This window comes from Thermoflavimicrobium dichotomicum (assembly GCF_900114055.1).
GTDB classification, from domain to species: domain Bacteria; phylum Bacillota; class Bacilli; order Thermoactinomycetales; family Thermoactinomycetaceae; genus Thermoflavimicrobium; species Thermoflavimicrobium dichotomicum.
This window is the reverse complement of record NZ_FORR01000001.1, coordinates 359,540-377,954: the sequence shown is the minus strand read 5'-3', so window position 1 is coordinate 377,954 and position 18,415 is coordinate 359,540. Positions and strand designations below refer to the sequence as shown.

Below are 18,415 nucleotides of genomic sequence, written 5' to 3'. Positions count from 1 at the left end.
TTGGAAAATGAGACATTTTCTTCAGCAAATAAAGGGACAGCAAATCGATTCTGTATCCATTATTGGTCTGGCCAAAAACGTTGGAAAAACAACAGTATGTAATGCTCTCATCCAAGAGCTGAAAGATCACTGCCGATTAGGTGTTGCAAGTATCGGGGTTGACGGAGAAGAACGGGATGTTTGGAGTGGAAGACCCAAACCAGCCATCGAGGTACCGGCAGATGCGATTGTGGCTACTGCGGGTGCCTTGATTGACCTTCATGCTGGACATTGGGAAGTGTTGGGGAGTACAGGTGTAGAAAGTATTCTGGGGGAAACATTTATTGCGAAGGCACGAAGAGATACGACCATAAAACTGGCAGGAATCCCGACCTTATCGGGGATTAACCGAGTGATTCGGGATATGAAAGAAGCAGGCGTTGATATTACCCTGGTCGATGGAGCATATGATCGAAAAACATCAGCCAGTCCATTCATTACGGTTGCAACGATCTTGGTAGTAGGTGCCAGTTTGGGAAATTCGCTTTCTCAAGTAATAACGAAGGCAGAAGAAGTCATTCAGCTGTTTCGTTTACCTCGATGTGAGGAAGAAGAGACTCGTAAGTGGATTCAAAAAGCTCAAATGGAAGCCTGTTTGTATGGCCAAATCGAGGGGGATTGGGAGCCACTGCCGGTCTCTTCTCTCTTGCAAGCCGATTGGAAAAAGATCTGTCAAATGAAGAAGTGGCAGGCAATCATTGTTCCTGGCGCCTTGACGGATCGCACTCTACGGCAATGGATTCAGTTACGGTGGGGTTTGACATTATATCTCCCAAGTCCAACGCATGCCTTTGTGTCCCTATCATCATTACGCCAATTTTTTCGTATGGGTGGAAAGATCGAAGTGCTTACTCCCATTCGTTTATTGGGAGTGGCGATCAATCCCGTTTCTCCAGAGGGCTTTTCTTACTCTTCGAGTGAGATGAAACAATGGCTGGAGCCCATCTGTTCCCCATTACCTGTTATTGATTGTATGCGAGAAAATGAACCAGATGGTTGATCAAGGGGAGAAAAACATGTGGATGGATGAAGAGACGAGAAAGGATATATTGTTTGATGAATTGTTGTCCCGTTTCCAACCATATACGTTGGTCGGAAAACGAAAGGCTCGGAACCTCCCTCCCTTTTTGCCGGGACAAGAAAAAGAGTGGAAGCAGTTACTGGATGAACAGGAGATATTGCAAAGGGAATTCCTTATGCATCCAAATCAGACTTCGGTCATCCGATCCGCTTTGGAGCATCTTCCTGACATCGATGGAATCATTGATCAAATGAAAAGCAAGGAAGTTCCCAGTCTGACAGAATGGTTCCAGCTGAAACAATTTTTGTGGCACAGCTATATATGGATGCGAAGTTTGCAAGAAATAGGATTGAATCGATTTTCTTTTACCCAAGCGGAAATCGGTACATGTGAATTGCTTCTTCGTCAATTAAACCCCTTTGAGCCACTCCAGCCTTCCTTTGCGCTCTATGATGAATTTGATCCTGAACTGAAAGAAGCGCGGCAGCAACGAACAGCTATTGAAAGAGAAATACAGAAGCAAAATGAGTTGCGAGCCCAGGCCATTGAAGAAAAATGTTCCATTCGGCGGAATCGTTTTCGCGAATGGGTTGTTCAACGGGGGACAGAGGAAGAGCAAGCGCTGTTACAGGATGATCAGGTTCAGTTGGTTCGTGAGACGGTTTATGATCGTATTTTTGTCCTAAAACCGTCGAAAGAGCAAGAAGTTTTACAGCAGGAGCAAATGAATTGGAACCGGATGATTGAGCAATTGGAACAAAAAGTACTCGAAAAGTTAACCGCTTTTTTTCAGCCCTATCTGGAGTGGTTGAAGCAAACAGAAGAGAAAATCGTATCTTTTGATTTACTTTGGGCACGGGTTCGGGCAGCAGAAAGTTGGCAAGGAGTGAAGCCGGAATTATCAGATGAATCATTGGTCATTGAAGGAGGTATTCATCCTCTCATTGCCATACAGTTAGAGGAACAACAATCTTCGTTTATCCCCATTGATCTGGAAATCAAACCAGGAGTCACCATCATTATTGGCCCCAATATGGGCGGGAAAACGGTAACCTTAAAAACAATCGGAATGATTGTGGCCTTGGCGCAGTATGGATTCTTTGTTCCAGCCAATACTTGCCGCTTGCCTTTGTTTTCTTGGATAGCCAGTTTGATGGGGGATCAACAAGATGTAAAAAAAGGTTTGAGTACCTTTGGAGCGGAAATGGTTCGTTTGAGTGGATATTTGCAAAATCATACCATCGGCTTGCTTTTGCTGGATGAAATCGGGCGAGGAACCAATCCAGTCGAAGGCTCAGCTTTATCTGTAGCCGTGACACGCTACCTGGTGGATCAAGGATATTATGCAGTGCATGTGACTCATTTTCGTGATGTGGTACAAGTAGAGGGAATTCGCGGATATCGCATGGGCGGATTGAAAAATTTGGGGGATTGGCATGTCCATTTTGGACATGGTGAAGAGATTGCTCGCTCTTTGCAGGAACAAATGGATTATCGTCTATTGCCATTGGAAGCGGGTGACACAATTCCAGAACAAGCCTTGATTCTGGCTGAAAGATTGGGATTGCCTTCATTGATTGTGGAGGAAGCGAGAAGGCGGATGCAAAGGGAGGGGGATTGGCATGGAGCAGAAACTGAGACTCGATGAGAGACAGATTCGACGAGCTCGAGAAGCGGCCAGGGCGATTGCTCAAGATGTTGACCAATTTATTTCGGAACGGACCACTGTAGCGATAGAGAGAACGGTGCTTCGTTTGATGGGGATAGATGGTGTTGATGCAGATGGGGTTCCGCTTCCCAATGTGGTGGTGGATCATTTGGTTGAGAAAGGAGTCCTCAATAAAGGCGTAGCTTTTTGGGTGATTAATGCCATGCTGTATTACAGCCAGGAAGCACAAACCATTGCTGAGCAAGTGGCTGGAGGTACGATTGATTTAACGGACATCCCTCCGAGTGATCCACGGATGATTGTAGACAAAGGAAGAGAGTTAGCCCATCAGGGTCTGGCTCGGATTCGTGACAACCGCTTGCAGCGAGAGCAATTGATTCAGCGTTTAGGGGAGGGGAAAAGGCCATATCTATATGTGATTGTGGCAACAGGAGATATCTATGAAGATGTGGTACAAGGGAAATCGGCGGCTCGCCAGGGAGCAGATATTATTGCGGTTATTCGCAGTACGGGGCAAAGTTTGCTCGACTATGTCCCCTATGGGGCTACACGCGAAGGGTATGGTGGAACGTATGCAACGCAAGAAAATTTCCGTATCATGCGTAAAGCTTTGGATGAAGTAGGTGAAGAAGTGGGACGTTATATCCGTTTGTGTAACTATTGTTCAGGGCTCTGTATGCCAGAGATTGCAGCGATGGGGGCCTTGGAGCGGCTGGATGTGATGTTGAATGATGCATTGTACGGCATATTGTTTCGAGATATCAATATGCAACGTACTTTGATTGACCAGGCATTTTCACGCATGATTAACAGTTTCGCCGGAATTGTGATCAACACGGGTGAGGATAATTATCTAACGACAGCAGATGCCGTGGAAGCAGCGCATACCGTATTGGCATCACAATTTATCAATGAGCAGTTTGCATTACTTGCCGGTTTACCTCCCGAACAAATGGGACTGGGTCATGCTTTTGAGATGAACCCAGAGATTGAAGATGGTTTTCTGATGGAATTGGCGCAGGCACAAATGGCGCGGCAAATTTTTCCGGATGCTCCACTGAAATATATGCCACCAACGAAGCATATGACGGGGAATATTTTCAGGGGACATATCCAGGATGCCATGTTTAATTTGGTTAGCATTTTAACAAACCAGGGCATTCAACTTCTGGGGATGATGACCGAGGCCATGCATACGCCTCATATTCATGATCGGCAACTGGCCATTGAAAGCGCAGCGTATATTTTCAACAATGCACGTCACTTGAGTGAAGAAATTTTCTTTAAGCCAGGAGGCCGTATTGAACGACGGGCTCAAGAAGTGCTGCAAAAAGCGGTTGAGATGTTGGAGGAAATAAAACGAATCGGTTTATTTGCAGCTTTGGAAAGAGGGATGTTGGCCGATGTGAAGCGTTCGATCACAGGAGGAAAAGGCTTGCGTGGAGTTATTGAGCGTGAACCCGATTACTATAATCCCTTTGAAGAAGAATTGAGACAACAGTTGGGGCTTCCGCAGCGGGAGGGATCAACGTATGAACGTTGATTTTACACGAGTTAAACCATATGGTGACACACTCAATGATGGAATGGTGCAACTCAGCTTTACCTTGCCCGTTCCCTACGGGGAGGAAGCCAGAGAAGCAGCACGACAGCTGGCAGCAAAGATGGGGATGGATGAGCCACAGGTTTATCATATGAAAGATTTGGGTGAAGGGTTTAGCTTTTTCATTGTCTATGGAAAATGCCAGCATACCGTAGACTATACTCAGATTCGTGTTCCAAAAGTGGAAAGCAAGGTAATGAACTTTTATGAAATCAATCAGTACATTCGTGAAAAAATCGGTCGAAAAATCGTAGTGGTTGGAGCATGTACAGGAACGGATGCTCATACAGTGGGCATCGATGCCATTATGAATATGAAAGGGTATCATGGAGAATACGGTTTGGAACGTTATCCCGAAATCGACGCTTATAATTTGGGCAGTCAAGTTCCGAATGAAGAACTGATCAAAAAAGCGATTGAATTAAATGCCGATGTGTTGCTTGTTTCCCAAGTGGTGACCCAGAAAGGAGTTCATGTTACAAACTTGACTCACCTCGTTGAACTGTTGGAAGTAGAAGGCCTGCGTGATCGTTTCATTTTAATCTGTGGCGGCCCACGCATTAGTCATGAACTGGCATTGGAACTGGGATTTGATGCTGGTTTTGGTCCAGGCAGTTTAGCACCGCAAGTTGCCTCTTATTTTGTCCAGGAGATTGCAAAACGGGAACAGAAGAAATGAAAAGCTTAAATGTGAGCAGTGTTCATTAAGATCGATGGACAAATTTATCGAAGAATCAGCTTAAGGTCATTTTTGCGTGGCCTGCGATGGGACCATACGCACGGGGATGAATCCTGTGCGTTATTTTTTAAATAAATTATTGATTAAAGAACACGATCTTATATAATATTATATTTACACAATATATAGCTATATAAAATCAATGTAATCATTTATTTATTTCCAATCAAATAGAGAGAAAGAGGGGAGACGTTTGTATAAGATCATTACTTTGTATAAAGAAATTCCAGATATGTCATCTTTTGAGGATTTTTACTATCATGAATTTCTTCCGAAATTATTAAAGATCAATGGAGTGATAAAAGTAGGTGTTACCCATTTGTTTCCATCCGGTATCAGTGCGGAAAGGGATCATCAGAAGGAAAAAAACTACTCAATGTTAGCGGAAATTTATTTTGAGAGTCCAGAAGCTTTTGAAAGCGCTATACATAGTCATGAAGGCATAGAACTGGTTGGGAAAATGCTGGAAGTAGCTGGTGAGTATATTACAGCTTATGTAGGAAAAGAATCGGTTTATTCGGGTGTTAGAGTATAAGGTCATTATATATTATTATCCACGATTGTAAAAAGAGTACTTATATTTATTATTTTCCTATAAAAAGCAAAGAACCACTGCTGGCTAAAGAATAGCCGGCAGATTTTTACATGCATGATATCCCATTATTTAAAACAATATTCTGAAATATACATTTCTTATTGTAAAGATAAATTATGAATGATTATTCATTCATTCCGTGATAAAATAAAATTGAATCGGATGACAACAAAATATCTGGAAGCGCATTCAATAATTATATGGAGAAGTCAGAAAGGGGAGGATCTGATGGCAACTTTGCAAATACTCAACTTAGTGGCTTTTCTGGCTATTGCTGCATACGCTTTCTACTTATTTGGGTATGTGGTTTATAGCCGATATACGTTTATTCGCCTGGGGAAGCCAGTTGAGTTTCAAATCAATTGGAAAGAACAACTTGATGATATTCTTGTGTATGTATTTGGACAAAAGAAATTGCTGAAAGATATGAAAAGCGGGATTATGCATGTCATCATGTTTTATGGCTTTATTATGATCCAGTTTGGAGCGATTGACTTATTTGTTAAAGGTTTGGTGGGTCCTTCTTCCGAAAAGCCAGGGATGATTTATTCCGTATTTACATTTGTGCAAGAAATCACTGTATTTCTCGTATTGTTGGCAACATTTTATGCTTATTATCGTCGCTATATCGAAAAGTTACCACGGTTAAAACGAGGATTTAAATCTGGTCTGGTTATCATCTTTCTTTCTTCTCTTTTAACCTCTATTTTGTTATCGGCTACATTTGAACAAATCGGCTGGCCGCATGGTGAATCTGCCTGGACTTGGTATATGCCCATTTCGTCTGTTTTAGCTCAAGTGTTTGGTTTTGTTACACCTGCAGCTGGGAAAGTTTTATTCTATGTTTTCTGGTGGGTTCACGCTCTTGTATTATTTACTTTCCTGGTTTATATTCCGCAATCCAAGCACTTCCACTTGCTTGCAGCGCCTGTTAATGTCTTTTTAAAAAGAAAACAGCCACCAGCCAAACTGTCTTTAATCGATTTTGAAGATGAATCCGTTGAGGAGTACGGTGTAGGAAAAATTGAGGACTTTAACCAAAAGCAGTTAATTGATTTATATGCTTGTGTAGAATGTGGACGTTGTACCAATATGTGTCCAGCATCTGGTACTGGAAAAATGTTGTCGCCGATGGACTTGATTGTGAAATTGCGTGACCATCTGACGGCAAAAGGTGCTGCCATTACATCCAGATCGCCTTGGGTCCCTCAATTTGCCTTTGCTGCGGCCAATCAGGCAGCGTTGGAACTGGGCTCCAAAGCAGGAGATGGCTCTCATGATTATCCAGTCAAAATGATCGGAGATGTCATTACCGAACAGGAACTGTGGGCTTGTACCACTTGCCGGAACTGTGAGGATCAGTGTCCGGTTATGAATGAACATGTGGATAAAATCATTGATATGCGCCGTTATTTAGTCATGACAGAAGGAAAAATGAATGCAGAAATTACACGGACTTTCAATAATATCGAACGGCAAGGGAATCCTTGGGGATTAAGCCGGAAAGAACGGGATCAATGGAAAAAAGACGCGGACGTACCTGTACCCACAGTAAAAGAGGAAAAAGAATTTGAATACCTGTTCTTTGTTGGATCCATGGGCTCTTATGATAACCGCAGTCAAAAGATTGCCCGTGCTTTGGCCAAAATTTTACATCATGCTGGTGTGAAATTTGCTATTCTTGGTAATAAAGAGAAAAACTCAGGAGATACCGTACGCCGCCTTGGAAACGAGTTTTTATTCCAACAATTGGCGATGGACAATATTGCTCTGTTTGAAAAACATCAGGTGAAGAAAATTATTACCATCGACCCACATGCCTTTAATATCTTTAAAAATGAGTATCCCGATTTAGGATTGAATGCAGAAGTATATCATCATACCCAAGTCCTGGCTGAATTGATTCGCGAAGGACGGATTAAACCAACCAAAGAAGTAAAAGAACGTGTTACCTATCATGATTCCTGTTATCTGGGACGTTATAACAATACCTATGATGCACCACGCTATATTTTAAAGAGCATTCCCGGTTTGGAACTGGTTGAAATGAAGCGCAATCGTGAGAATGGAATGTGTTGTGGTGCGGGCGGTGGCTTGATGTGGCTGGAAGAAACCGAAGGTGTTCGGGTAAACGTCGCACGGACAGAGCAAGCATTGGAAGTAAATCCATCTGTTATAGGTAGTGCCTGCCCATACTGTCTCACGATGTTGTCAGATGGTACGAAAGCAAAAGAAGTAGAGGATCGCGTGAAAACCATGGATGTGGTCGAGATTCTCGCAATGTCCATTGATTTTGGCGAAAAAGAGGAAAATAAGGAAATGGTCCATTAATCAAAAAAACACCTGTTTTCTACACGAACCATTGTAGAATGCAGGTGTTTTTTATCTTTATGGTATGGATGTTTAAAATATCTGAAAAAACAAAAAATTGTTAGGTAAAAGAAAGTGATGATCGAGCTTGACTAATGACAAATCCTTTTATAGAAACCATACAGAATGAATGCTCTATTTACCATATATAAATTTGTAAATTAAACTACAAATTACTACAATATTAACACATTATCTATTGATGGTTATTTTAGAATAGTATATCATTAGGTATGAATAGACATGGATTAATTGGAAACAAATTAAGGGGAGAAAAAATGATGAGTCTTTCTGATTTTAAAAAGGAAGAACTTACAGCTTCATCTTCTCGAATCATGAAAAAAATTGAAGGTTCACCGGTTAACTATCGTAAAATTGCATTAAAATTGGGCGCTACAGCAGCAATGACTATTTGTTCTGTAGGATTGCTGACAGGTTGCTATTCCCAATCCGATGATGTAGCATCAAAACAGAATGCAATTAATAAAACGAAAGTATCGATGGAGAAAGAATATATCTATCAAAAAATCCCAACTAATCAACAAGTGACAAGTGAGAAAGATGGGGAACAGGTTACATGGGCCAGTGATCAAAATTATAGCAATTTGACAAATAGGGATTTCGAAAATATTGTAAACAGAGCAATACAAGTATATGGAGATGTAAAAGGCGATCATAAAAAGGAGAATGTATCCAATCATTTAACTCTAAATGCCGATAATGCTTTCGCATTCAGTAACGTGTCTCCAGATGCACCTAAAATATCAAATAAGAATGAAAATTTATTCAATGCTTTATTGGATGAAAAAGTAATATCCATTGCTTTAAGTGAAAAACAGGAAAAAGAAAGTAAGGTAGAAATTGTTGCGGCCTTAAACCAGGCAACTTCCAATCAAGATGATCAATTTAATTCTGATTTTACAAACTATAATATATATTCTACCACCTCTGGCAATCAGCAAAAACAGATATTCAAACCGTTAAAGCTTCATAAAAAAACTCTGGCCAATCATCATGATTCATCGCTCCTAGGAATTAAGAAGAAACATAAACTCGATGACTTTAACCAGAGTCTGGAATCTTCTGATGTTCGTGATCATATGCAGGTTGAGACTGGCAATAAGTTGGATGAACATGGGCGAAAATGGAAGATAAGTGTCACGGATGATATTAACAAGCCTTCCGATGACCTGACAGATAAGAAAGCTGATGTAATGGATAAAAAAGTTGATGTAGAAGATCAAAAAGCAAATCATAACGCTCAAGACAATGTACAATTTGACAAACGGGATAAAGATGGTTCTGATGATGTAAGAGATACAAGGATTAAGGTTACCGTAGAAGTACAGATTGATGAGAATCACAAAGATCAAATTGTAGTCAAAAAGTCTTTGGATCAAGAGACGCCAAAAAGTGAACCTATTGGACAAGTGAATAAGCAGCAAAACGAAGCAAAAAGAGAAGTAGAAAAATCAGCTCAAAAAAAATACAAAATAACCAAACCGGATTTTAATAAAAAGGAACAAAAGAAAACAGTATTAAAAAAAGAGAAGCAATCTCTAAGTAAACATGGAAAGAAAATGGTAAAAACAACAAAAGCAAAAAAGCTGAAACCAAGTAATGTAAAACCAAGTAATGAAACAATCTATAGTAAAATAACACCAAGTAGTATAAAACCAATATAAATGAAATCGATGGAGACCTGTTGTTTGCTTTAGTTCAATATGGTAACTTTTAATGCTGGTGTGCAAGATGGTGAATGAATGGATCCATGTTGCGTTTTAACCATGAAGGTCAGACAGATTTAGGGGACGGAGTTACAACCGTCCCTTAAATATACACTATTTGATAAAGTAGTGAGGATATAAAATGAGAAGATTTAGTTTTAACCAAGGTACACTTGTTTTTGACCGAAATAAAGTTTACTTTGAAATTCCTGTAAAAAATACTTATGTCAATTCTTTGGAGGAAGTCATTCCGATCATTGATCTTTATGATGAAGGAATGGCATTTGATTGTACAATTGAACATAAGTACGATGAAGATAAATTAGTTCTTGATTTTTTGGTTGAACCAGGATACTTGCCTTTAAACAGAGTGCAAATTGAGGGAACGAAAGAGCTGAAATTGGCCATCTCAGAAAAATTGATAGCGATCGCAAAGTATTTCGAAGGCCAAACGGAATTGCAGACTGTGTTTAAGCCTATTAATTTTTTTGCGAACGATAAAGGAGAAATCAAGATTTTATACCGTGGAGTCAAAGACATTCTTCCATCAGAAGGCTATACAGAGGAATCTGTTTATGATCAGATCAAGCGATTAATTCTTTGGCTCTTTTGTAGTGCGCGATTTGATGAGTTAAGGATCAATGGATTTCAATTTGCCAATCAGCGCATTATTGAAGAACATCGCCGAATTATCAAGAGAGTCATACATGCAAAAACCTATGATGAATTGCTAACGGTCATTGCAAAAGAAAAAGAAGAAATTCAAAAAGAAAAATTAATGGTTGAAGAGAATTCATCACAAGACAGTAGTAAAGTTCAAAAACGCTTGAAAGTGAATCTTGCTCAAGTTAATCCGTTTAATAAATGGGTGAAGGTAGTTGCTTTAGTGTCAGCAGCTGCTGTATTATTTGTTGCTTATGGATATCTGTTTGATACAACTGAAGCATCGAACATCACGCATGAAAACAAACCTGTTCAAAAAGATAAAATAGTTAGTAGCATTCCAAGTACACCATTGAAAAAAACGGAGGTTAGTCCAGAAAGCAATAATCCAAGTTTATTGAAGGGACTCCGATTAGCTGCGCAACACTTGTATGAAGAAGCTACAAAGGAATTTGATCAGGTAGATTATAAGAAGTTAAATAAAGAGGATAGACAAATTGTTTTATTTTCTTATCTAATGGCTGGTCGGGCACAAAAAGCGATCGATCTGGAACCTGCTTTTATCAAAAGTGTTGTTGATTACTATGTGAAAACCAACAATGTTGAAGGAATGAATAAATTAAAATCGAATGATCCTTTGGTTCAGTTTGAGAAGGCGGTAATTAATAAGGATTTGGATGAGATTATCAAATTGGAAAAACAGATTCCACGTGATGATCGTAGAAATAGAATTATTGTTAATGCACATATGCTCAAAATGGATTTCACAGGGGCATATGCGTTTGCAGAGGAAATTAAAGATATAAAATTAATGATCTATGTAAAAGAAAAAGAAAAAGAAATGGTACAGAAATTGAATATAAGTGAACAAGAAAAAAAAGTTAAGACAGAAGAAATTGAAAAGTCGATTCATCATTTAAAGAAAATGGTTACTTAGAATAAAGGCTAGCAACATCGCCTTTATTCTTTTTTTCATGAAATCTTAAAGATGTGGAGGGGAATTTTTTGGTTAATAGACAATCTCAATTGACAGAATATCTTGTTATTGAGGATGAGGAAGGGAAAGAACAAAAATTTGAGGTTCTATCCTTGTTTCATGTGGAAGAGACCGGAAAAAGATATATCGTTTTGTCTTTGATTCATGAAAATAGAGACAATCATTTGTTTATTTATCGTTATAGTGAAGACAAAGAAAATATGATTTTAGAAGAAATAGATAATGAAACGGAATGGACAGTCGTTGAAGAGAAAGTTCATCTGATCCTAAAAAGTAAATAAATGAGCAATAATCTGCTTCATTGAGGAGATATGTACAAAATTTAAAAAAAGTGTAGATGACAATATCCTTGAAAAATAAAATACTATTAGATAACATATAATTGAATTACATTAACAAAACAATAGTACTTATGAAAATGTTTTCCACTATCAGATAATAAGGGAGGAGTTTATTTTATGTTTTCCATCATTCAGGAAAAAATTAATGCGAAGCTTCTGGTATTAGCAGAAAATCCTTTCGATTCCGTTGCCAATTTTCTACAACAAGATGTTGTTGGTGGCATGTTAAAACTCATTACTCCTATCGCTATTGTTGGTATTATTATTACTGGTTTGGGAGCATTACTTTCAACCGATGAGAATAGCAAAACCAAATTCAAGCAAGGGTTGATTTGGACTGTGGCTGCTACTGCTGTTTGCTTTTTAGCGCAAGGGATTGTCACTTGGATCCAATCTGGAATTAAATAATATGGGGGCAGCTGAATGTCAGGAATAGGTAAAAAAAAATTTAAAATACCCAATCATATAGATAAATCATTTCATATATGGCGCTTTATTACATTGCGGGATGTTCTCATTTTATTGCCCTTAGCTTTACTTGGATTTATTTTATATCAATATATACTGCCAGATTTAGGAATGCAAATCAAGTTAACATTATCATTAATTCCTTTAATGTTTGGATCAACAGCTATTTTTGTTCGGCCAATTAAAGAAAGAAGTAATATCATGCTTTATGATCAGTTGAAGTGGAGATATCAATTTAACCAACGTCAACGTGAGTTTCTATTAAAGAAAAAACATATATTGGATGGTGAAGGGATGGTTCAGCGCAAAAATAAACCACCAGAAAAGGCTGCACAGGATTTAATACCTGTGCGTAATATATATGATGAGATGATTGAAACATCAGATCAGCGTCTAATTAAAATATTATCTGTATCAAGTGTGAATCTATCACTTATGTCGTATCAAGAAGAAAGAGAAGTACTTGAAGGATATGAGGTATTTCTGAAAAGTTTAAAACAACCTATTCAAATTACTCGTGTAGCGGAACCGATCAATTTAAAGGGATATATCGTATATTTGAAAAAGTTGTTAAATAAAACAGAAAATCCTTATAGACGCAGAATGCTTGAAAGTTATATTGATTATACACAAAGATTGCAAGAAGATCGGCAAATGATTCGTCGTCAGTGTTATGTCATCATTGATGAAGCATTTTCAGATGAGCGTTCAAAACAAAAAGCGATTAAAAAACTGAAAGAGCGGGTTACAGATTTGAAATTAAGATTGGAAGAAATGCTGTTCAATCATAAATTGGAAGTACATGAGTTAACCAACGAAGAATTAAAACGATATTTATACCAAATGTTCGATTACGAAAATGCTTATTTACATATGATGGATGATATGAGTAGTCTGCCTTATATAATTGGAAAACGGAATCTTTTAGAAGCGGCGGAAAGGTTAAAACAAAAAGAAGAGTATTTATTATAATACTTGTAATTGGGAGAAGGAGGAGAATATGAGTTTATTTGGTTTTTTTAGGAAAAAGGAAAAGAAACAGGAAGATACACTTGAAAGCTTGATTGGCGAAAATCAAGCTCTTCTTGAATTGCTTTCCCCAGATAGTATTGAAGAAAAAGACAGCTATATCCGTTTGGGTGGCAATTATGTTCGAACATTGGCTGTTGCTTATTTTTCTAAGGAAGTAGAAGCAAACTTTCTCGAAAAGCTTCATCATATTAATGCGAATGTTTCGGTAATTCACCATATTGAGCCAACGGAGTCGGAGCATATGGTGAAAGCTCTCAATCGGGCAGTGGTAGAACTTAGAAGTAGATTGGCTGAGCCTCGTCTGCGTCCGATGGATCAGATTCGTATTGAAAATGATTTAAAAGATGCAGAAATATTGTTGGAGAATTTGACGAGTGGTGGTACAGAGCTGTTCAATGAGCATATGCTTATTCATATTCAAGCCTCTTCTTTGGAAGAACTGAACAATATTACCCATCAGGTAAAAACGTTAACCAGTAAGAATTTGAAAGTAATCATTCCACATACTCGTATGATGGATGCCTTCATCAGTGTTTTGCCTGTAAGGGATAATAAAGTAAAAGAACTGACTTATCGTAATTTTGATGCAGAATCACTTTCCTCGTTGTTCCCGTTTGATGAATGTGAAATCTTTGCAGAGCGTGGGATTATTAAAGGAAAAAATATCAAGAGTAATAGTGTAGTCATTGTGGATCATGACGCTTTGCTCAATCGAAATGAAGTAGTGATTGGGACAAGTGGAGGCGGGAAGTCCACCTACCTTTGGGGAGACATGATGCGTCGTTGGATTCAGGGAGTCATGATTCGAGTCATTGATCCTAAAGCTGAGTTTGGAGAAAAGGTTGTTCAATTAGGTGGCGAATGGATTAAAATTTCGCCAATGAATAACAACATAATCAATCCATTTGAAATTATGAATGTCAAACCTATACATAATGAGTTGAGTCAGACTACAGAAACATCGTTACTACATCAAAAAATTTCCCGATTAAAAACGATGTTCACTTTAATGTATAAAGATTTGAAAAATCAGCAGGTAGAACTGGCTCTATTAGAAAAGGCAATCGTTGAAACATATAAAGAAAAAGGAATTGATTGGCATACAAATTTTGAAGAGAAAACTTCCTTGGATTATCCTACAATGGGTGATCTCTATTATAAAATTGAAGAATTAATGCGTTCCGATGACAGTTATAAACCATTAAATGGTTTTTATCAGGTTCTCTATCCATATGTGGAGGGCTCTTACTCCAAAGCATTTAATGGACATACGAATGTGGACTTATCGAAGGATTTGGTGGTATTTGACTTATTTGATTTGCGCAATGAGGGCGATTTACAACAAGTTGCAATGTATAATATTCTTACATTTCTCCAAGATGATGCCATGCTGGATAAAACGAGAGTAAAGCAAATCTACGTTGATGAAGCACATATTCTTGCTGATCCAAAAAACCCTCTTGCCATGGAATTTCTTGCATCTATGTATAAATTAATACGTTCGTTTAAGGGAGGAGTGACCTCTGCCACCCAACAAGTGGGGGATTTTTTGAGTGCGGTTGATGGCAGTAAAAACTATGGGGAAGCTGTCATTCTTAATTCAGTGACTAAATTATATTTGCCGATGTTGCAAGAAGAAATGAATAGTATTATGTCTAAAACATCTGAAAGTTTCTCCGAAGAAGAGCAAAGGCTTTTAGTTGTTCAAGATGCAGAAAGACATAAAAATGCAGGAAAAGGGATATATGTGGTGGGCTCGAAAAAGGTGCATCTTCAAGTCGAGCTTACTCCAGAGGAATTGAAATTATGGGATTTCGATTGGTACATGAAGAAATATGGAAAAAATCATTTGAATTCCTGAAAGATCGATGATAGAGCATGAGTGGTTAAAATGAACAGAAAAATTATATATAGCGGGATTGGAGTCTTTTTCTTCTTATTTCTAATTATTGCAGGTTCGATCCTTTCACAAAGTGGAAATACACCCGGATCAATAGGACCTGGTGGAATTATATGCAGACCGAATGGTCAGGAAATTTCGGTTGAAGAACTGAATGCCAAGCTTCAAGGGAAAGGCGTGTTTGAAAATAAAGCCGCTGTTTTCATTGAGGCAGGTCGGAAATATGGGGTGGACCCTGTACTGGTAGCTGCCATTGCTTTGTTTGAAACGGGAAATGGGACATCCAATGCAGTTAGAAACTATAATAATCCTGGCGGTTTGATGGATCCAAATAATACCATGGTTCTTCAACGGTTTCCGACTCTTGAAGCTGGCATTGAGAAAATGACCTGGAATTTATATAAGAACTATATTAGTCAAGGATTAACAACACCCGATAAGATTGGACCCAAATATGCTCCACCAGGTGCGGCAAATGATCCAAATGGAACCAATCATTTATGGCCTGCCAGTGTAACTAAATTTGTGAACCAACTTGGCGGATTAACCTATCATTGTACTCCTGTTGCGTCGATACAGGCTACAGGAAATATTAAAGCGATGCTGGAGGAAGCTGTGTCACAAATTGGGGTAATCAATTACATTTTTGGAGCAGATAATTATCCAAACTTTGATTGTTCCAGTTGGGTCCAGTATATGTTTAAAAGACATTTTAATATTCAATTGCCTCGAACTGCTGAGGAACAGTCAAAAATGGGAGTACCAGTGGATAAAAGCCAGCTAATGCCTGGTGACCTGGTTTTTTTGCAAGGAACTTATAAAGCCGGTGTTTCACATGTAGGCATTTATATGGGAAATGGAAAAGTAATCAATAATAAATCATCCAGTCAAGATTTACAAATTGATGATATAAACAGTCCATATTATATAAAACATTGGCACAGTGCCAGACGGATTGTAACACAGCAGTAATCAAATTCACAGATGGAAGAAAAGAGGGGGAAAATGAATGGCAGAATGATTGTTGTGAGTGGTGTTATATTGCTCTGTTTGTTTTTATCTGTCATGTTAAATATAAGCCAATGGCGGGAGAATGCCAAGTTGAAAGAAGAAATTTCTTTTTATAAAGAAGATGAAGTAGTATCCAAATTTGTACATTCTTTTATAGAATCTTTTTTTGCTGGAGATAAAAAGAAAATCCTTTCGTCACTTACAAAAGAAGCTAGACAAGAGTTGGAATCAATGGAAAAAGAAGGACCTGATCCTCGTGAAGAAACACAGATAGCCGATAAAAAGATAGATATAAAGAAAATTTTTTTTGATCGTGTAACTGGTAAGGAAGTAAATGCGCTCGTTTTTGTGGAGACAGATTATCAATTAAATGGACATCCAATTCACGAAGAATATGAAATGCGCGTCGATTTGGTGAAAGAAGGAGGAGAATGGAAAGTAAAAGATTACTTGACTTTAAGATAGCTTTGAAGAAATGCATAAAGGAGTGTAACTTATGAAATGGAACCAGCAACGAAGATTTTCTTGGTATAAGATCTTTGTTGCCTTATTTTTAGCCGTATGTCTTGTCAATACTTTTTATAGCTATGTATATGCTCAACCATCAGATCCACAAAATCAGCCAGACACGAACCAACCGAACACGAACCAGCCAAACACGAACCAGCCCACTCAAGTAACACCACCACCACCTCCTAAGAAGAAGTGTCCAACCTGGAATCTTATTTGCAGGTTCAAACAATGGGTGACAGGTGAAGATGAAGATGTAAACAAATATAAGGAGCTTAAAGAACAAAGAGAGAAAGAGTTGGGATTGCAAGAGACAGATTATGCCTCTCTGGATGATTGCGGGTTGAATGTCTTTTGTCACCTGAAGGCTTTTATGAAAAGTGGTACTGAAGTGCTTATATCGCTGGAAATGCAAACTCTGAAATTCTTTTTAATAGACAAAGAGGATTTGAAGAAACAGGAATTTGTTCAACGATATTTTGAGTATCTCCGAGAGTTGTCTTGGACAATGTTAACAACGTTTATGACATTTCATTCGATTCGGGCTTTGGCTTTATACTACGTACATGAGGATCAAAGTCAGTTAAAGTATGTAATCTATCGTGTGTTTGTGACAGGTGGATTAATTGTTATCATTCCGGAGCTGTTCAGCTGGTTTTTGAATGCAAATAATTTGATAGTCAGAGGGTTGGTTGATCAATTTGAATTAGATAAAGTCCGAAGTCTGTTTTTTAACCCAGTTGAATCCGTTTTTGTATTAATTATTGTTTCTGTTGCTTTGGTTTGTATGCTCTTTGTGTTTACGGTTCAGTATGTATTAAGGCTTGCTGAGATCGCATTTCTTTTTATGATTTCCCCTATTGTAGCTGCTACCAATATGAATGAGGAGTATAATTATTTTCCAATGTGGTGGAGATACACACTTGTGACGCTTTTAACACAATCCGTACAAGTTTTGTTATTTGTGTTATTTGTCCAATCTGTGGCAAGTGCTTTTTTTGCTCATTTTTCGGATCTATTTACAAAGATGTTGTATATGGTCAGTTTCATGTTTTTGATAATTAGAACTCCACGTCTGTTTAAAGAATGGACCTATGTATCTCAAGGTGGTCAGTCATGGGGAAGTACTGTAAGAACGGTGGGCAATATGACTTTGAGCATAACCAGAATTGGATTTTTGAAACTTTTGCGTAGGTAGGAAAAGAGAGTTTATAGGGAGAATATCGATCTACAAACAATCAAATATATTGCAGAAAAGATGAAACTGATAGAAAATAATTTGCTAAAATGAAAATAATAGAAAGGAGGGAAACGCGGTTGAAAGATTGGATTAGAAAATTTGCAGAAAATGCTCCGAAGAAATCAACTGGGATTTCACCATTAAATCAGTCAGTAATGAAGAAAGATATTTCCATTCTATTAGCGTTAGATGAAGAAGTTAGACAGAAAAAGCCAACTGTAAATCCAAAGCTGATATTGAAAATTGTCAAGTATGTTTATTCCAAGTATATCAATCCTGATGAAAGTGTTGAAAAGAAAAAAGATGAAATGCTTCAAGACATATTGACAATCGTTGAATCAGTGGAAGCGATCGTACAAAATCTGAAAGAAAAATATCCACATGCAAGCCCGGATGTTATTGAAAGCTTTGTTGAAGTGTTTCTCTCTGAATATGTCCATAAATGATAAGTTTATTGGCCCCTGTAAATTTGATGAAAGGGGTCATTTTT

Annotated in this window: 16 protein-coding genes; all 16 read left to right on the top strand. The window is 38.2% G+C overall.

Features of this window, described 5'->3' with window-relative positions; translation table 11 throughout:
* Positions 1-7 precede the first annotated feature (7 nt).
* The 16 genes from kamB to BMZ78_RS01690 all read left to right on the top strand — a co-directional run bounded on the left by kamB (position 8) and on the right by BMZ78_RS01690 (position 18,371).
* Positions 8-1,039, top strand: coding sequence for a lysine 5,6-aminomutase reactivase subunit KamB (gene kamB / locus BMZ78_RS01765; protein WP_093227427.1), 1,032 nt, complete (start codon positions 8-10; stop codon positions 1,037-1,039).
* A gap of 16 nt (positions 1,040-1,055) precedes the next feature.
* Positions 1,056-2,708, top strand: coding sequence for a lysine 5,6-aminomutase reactivase ATPase KamC (gene kamC, locus BMZ78_RS01760; RefSeq protein ID WP_175482237.1), 1,653 nt, complete (start codon positions 1,056-1,058; stop codon positions 2,706-2,708).
* A complete protein-coding gene (kamD, locus tag BMZ78_RS01755; protein WP_093227423.1) occupies positions 2,683-4,272 on the top strand; it encodes a lysine 5,6-aminomutase subunit alpha in 1,590 nt (529 codons plus the stop codon). The genes kamC and kamD overlap by 26 nt, the downstream gene beginning before the upstream one ends.
* Positions 4,262-5,011 (top strand): lysine 5,6-aminomutase subunit beta, encoded by a 750-nt coding sequence (gene kamE, locus BMZ78_RS01750; protein WP_093227421.1) that lies wholly within the window; start codon positions 4,262-4,264, stop codon positions 5,009-5,011. The genes kamD and kamE overlap by 11 nt, the downstream gene beginning before the upstream one ends.
* A gap of 253 nt (positions 5,012-5,264) precedes the next feature.
* Positions 5,265-5,606 (top strand): EthD family reductase, encoded by a 342-nt coding sequence (locus BMZ78_RS01745; protein ID WP_093227419.1) that lies wholly within the window; start codon positions 5,265-5,267, stop codon positions 5,604-5,606.
* 288 nt (positions 5,607-5,894) lie between these two features.
* Positions 5,895-7,997: a (Fe-S)-binding protein gene (locus BMZ78_RS01740; protein ID WP_093227417.1), complete on the top strand. Its 2,103-nt coding sequence runs from the start codon at positions 5,895-5,897 to the stop codon at positions 7,995-7,997.
* 317 nt (positions 7,998-8,314) lie between these two features.
* Complete coding sequence (locus tag BMZ78_RS01735; protein WP_093227415.1) at positions 8,315-9,721, top strand: hypothetical protein; 1,407 nt, start codon at positions 8,315-8,317, stop codon at positions 9,719-9,721.
* Between the two features lie 184 nt (positions 9,722-9,905).
* On the top strand, positions 9,906-11,363 hold the full coding sequence (locus BMZ78_RS01730; RefSeq protein ID WP_093227413.1) for a type VII secretion protein EssB/YukC: 1,458 nt from the start codon (positions 9,906-9,908) through the stop codon (positions 11,361-11,363).
* 68 nt (positions 11,364-11,431) lie between these two features.
* On the top strand, positions 11,432-11,704 hold the full coding sequence (locus BMZ78_RS01725) for a DUF1292 domain-containing protein (RefSeq protein WP_175482236.1): 273 nt from the start codon (positions 11,432-11,434) through the stop codon (positions 11,702-11,704).
* A 177-nt stretch (positions 11,705-11,881) separates the two neighbouring features.
* Positions 11,882-12,172: a TrbC/VirB2 family protein gene (locus BMZ78_RS01720; protein ID WP_093227409.1), complete on the top strand. Its 291-nt coding sequence runs from the start codon at positions 11,882-11,884 to the stop codon at positions 12,170-12,172.
* 15 nt (positions 12,173-12,187) lie between these two features.
* A complete protein-coding gene (locus tag BMZ78_RS01715; protein WP_093227408.1) occupies positions 12,188-13,204 on the top strand; it encodes a hypothetical protein in 1,017 nt (338 codons plus the stop codon).
* An 88-nt stretch (positions 13,205-13,292) separates the two neighbouring features.
* Positions 13,293-15,125 (top strand): VirB4 family type IV secretion system protein, encoded by a 1,833-nt coding sequence (locus tag BMZ78_RS01710; RefSeq protein ID WP_245739691.1) that lies wholly within the window; start codon positions 13,293-13,295, stop codon positions 15,123-15,125.
* Between the two features lie 30 nt (positions 15,126-15,155).
* Positions 15,156-16,136: a C40 family peptidase gene (locus BMZ78_RS01705; protein WP_093227404.1), complete on the top strand. Its 981-nt coding sequence runs from the start codon at positions 15,156-15,158 to the stop codon at positions 16,134-16,136.
* Between the two features lie 33 nt (positions 16,137-16,169).
* Positions 16,170-16,640, top strand: coding sequence for a nuclear transport factor 2 family protein (locus BMZ78_RS01700; protein WP_093227403.1), 471 nt, complete (start codon positions 16,170-16,172; stop codon positions 16,638-16,640).
* 31 nt (positions 16,641-16,671) lie between these two features.
* The gene (locus BMZ78_RS01695; protein WP_093227402.1) at positions 16,672-17,883 is read left to right on the top strand and encodes a conjugal transfer protein TrbL family protein; all 1,212 of its coding nucleotides are present in this window, start codon (positions 16,672-16,674) and stop codon (positions 17,881-17,883) included.
* A gap of 119 nt (positions 17,884-18,002) precedes the next feature.
* Positions 18,003-18,371, top strand: coding sequence for a hypothetical protein (locus tag BMZ78_RS01690; protein WP_093227401.1), 369 nt, complete (start codon positions 18,003-18,005; stop codon positions 18,369-18,371).
* Positions 18,372-18,415: the final 44 nt, after the last annotated feature.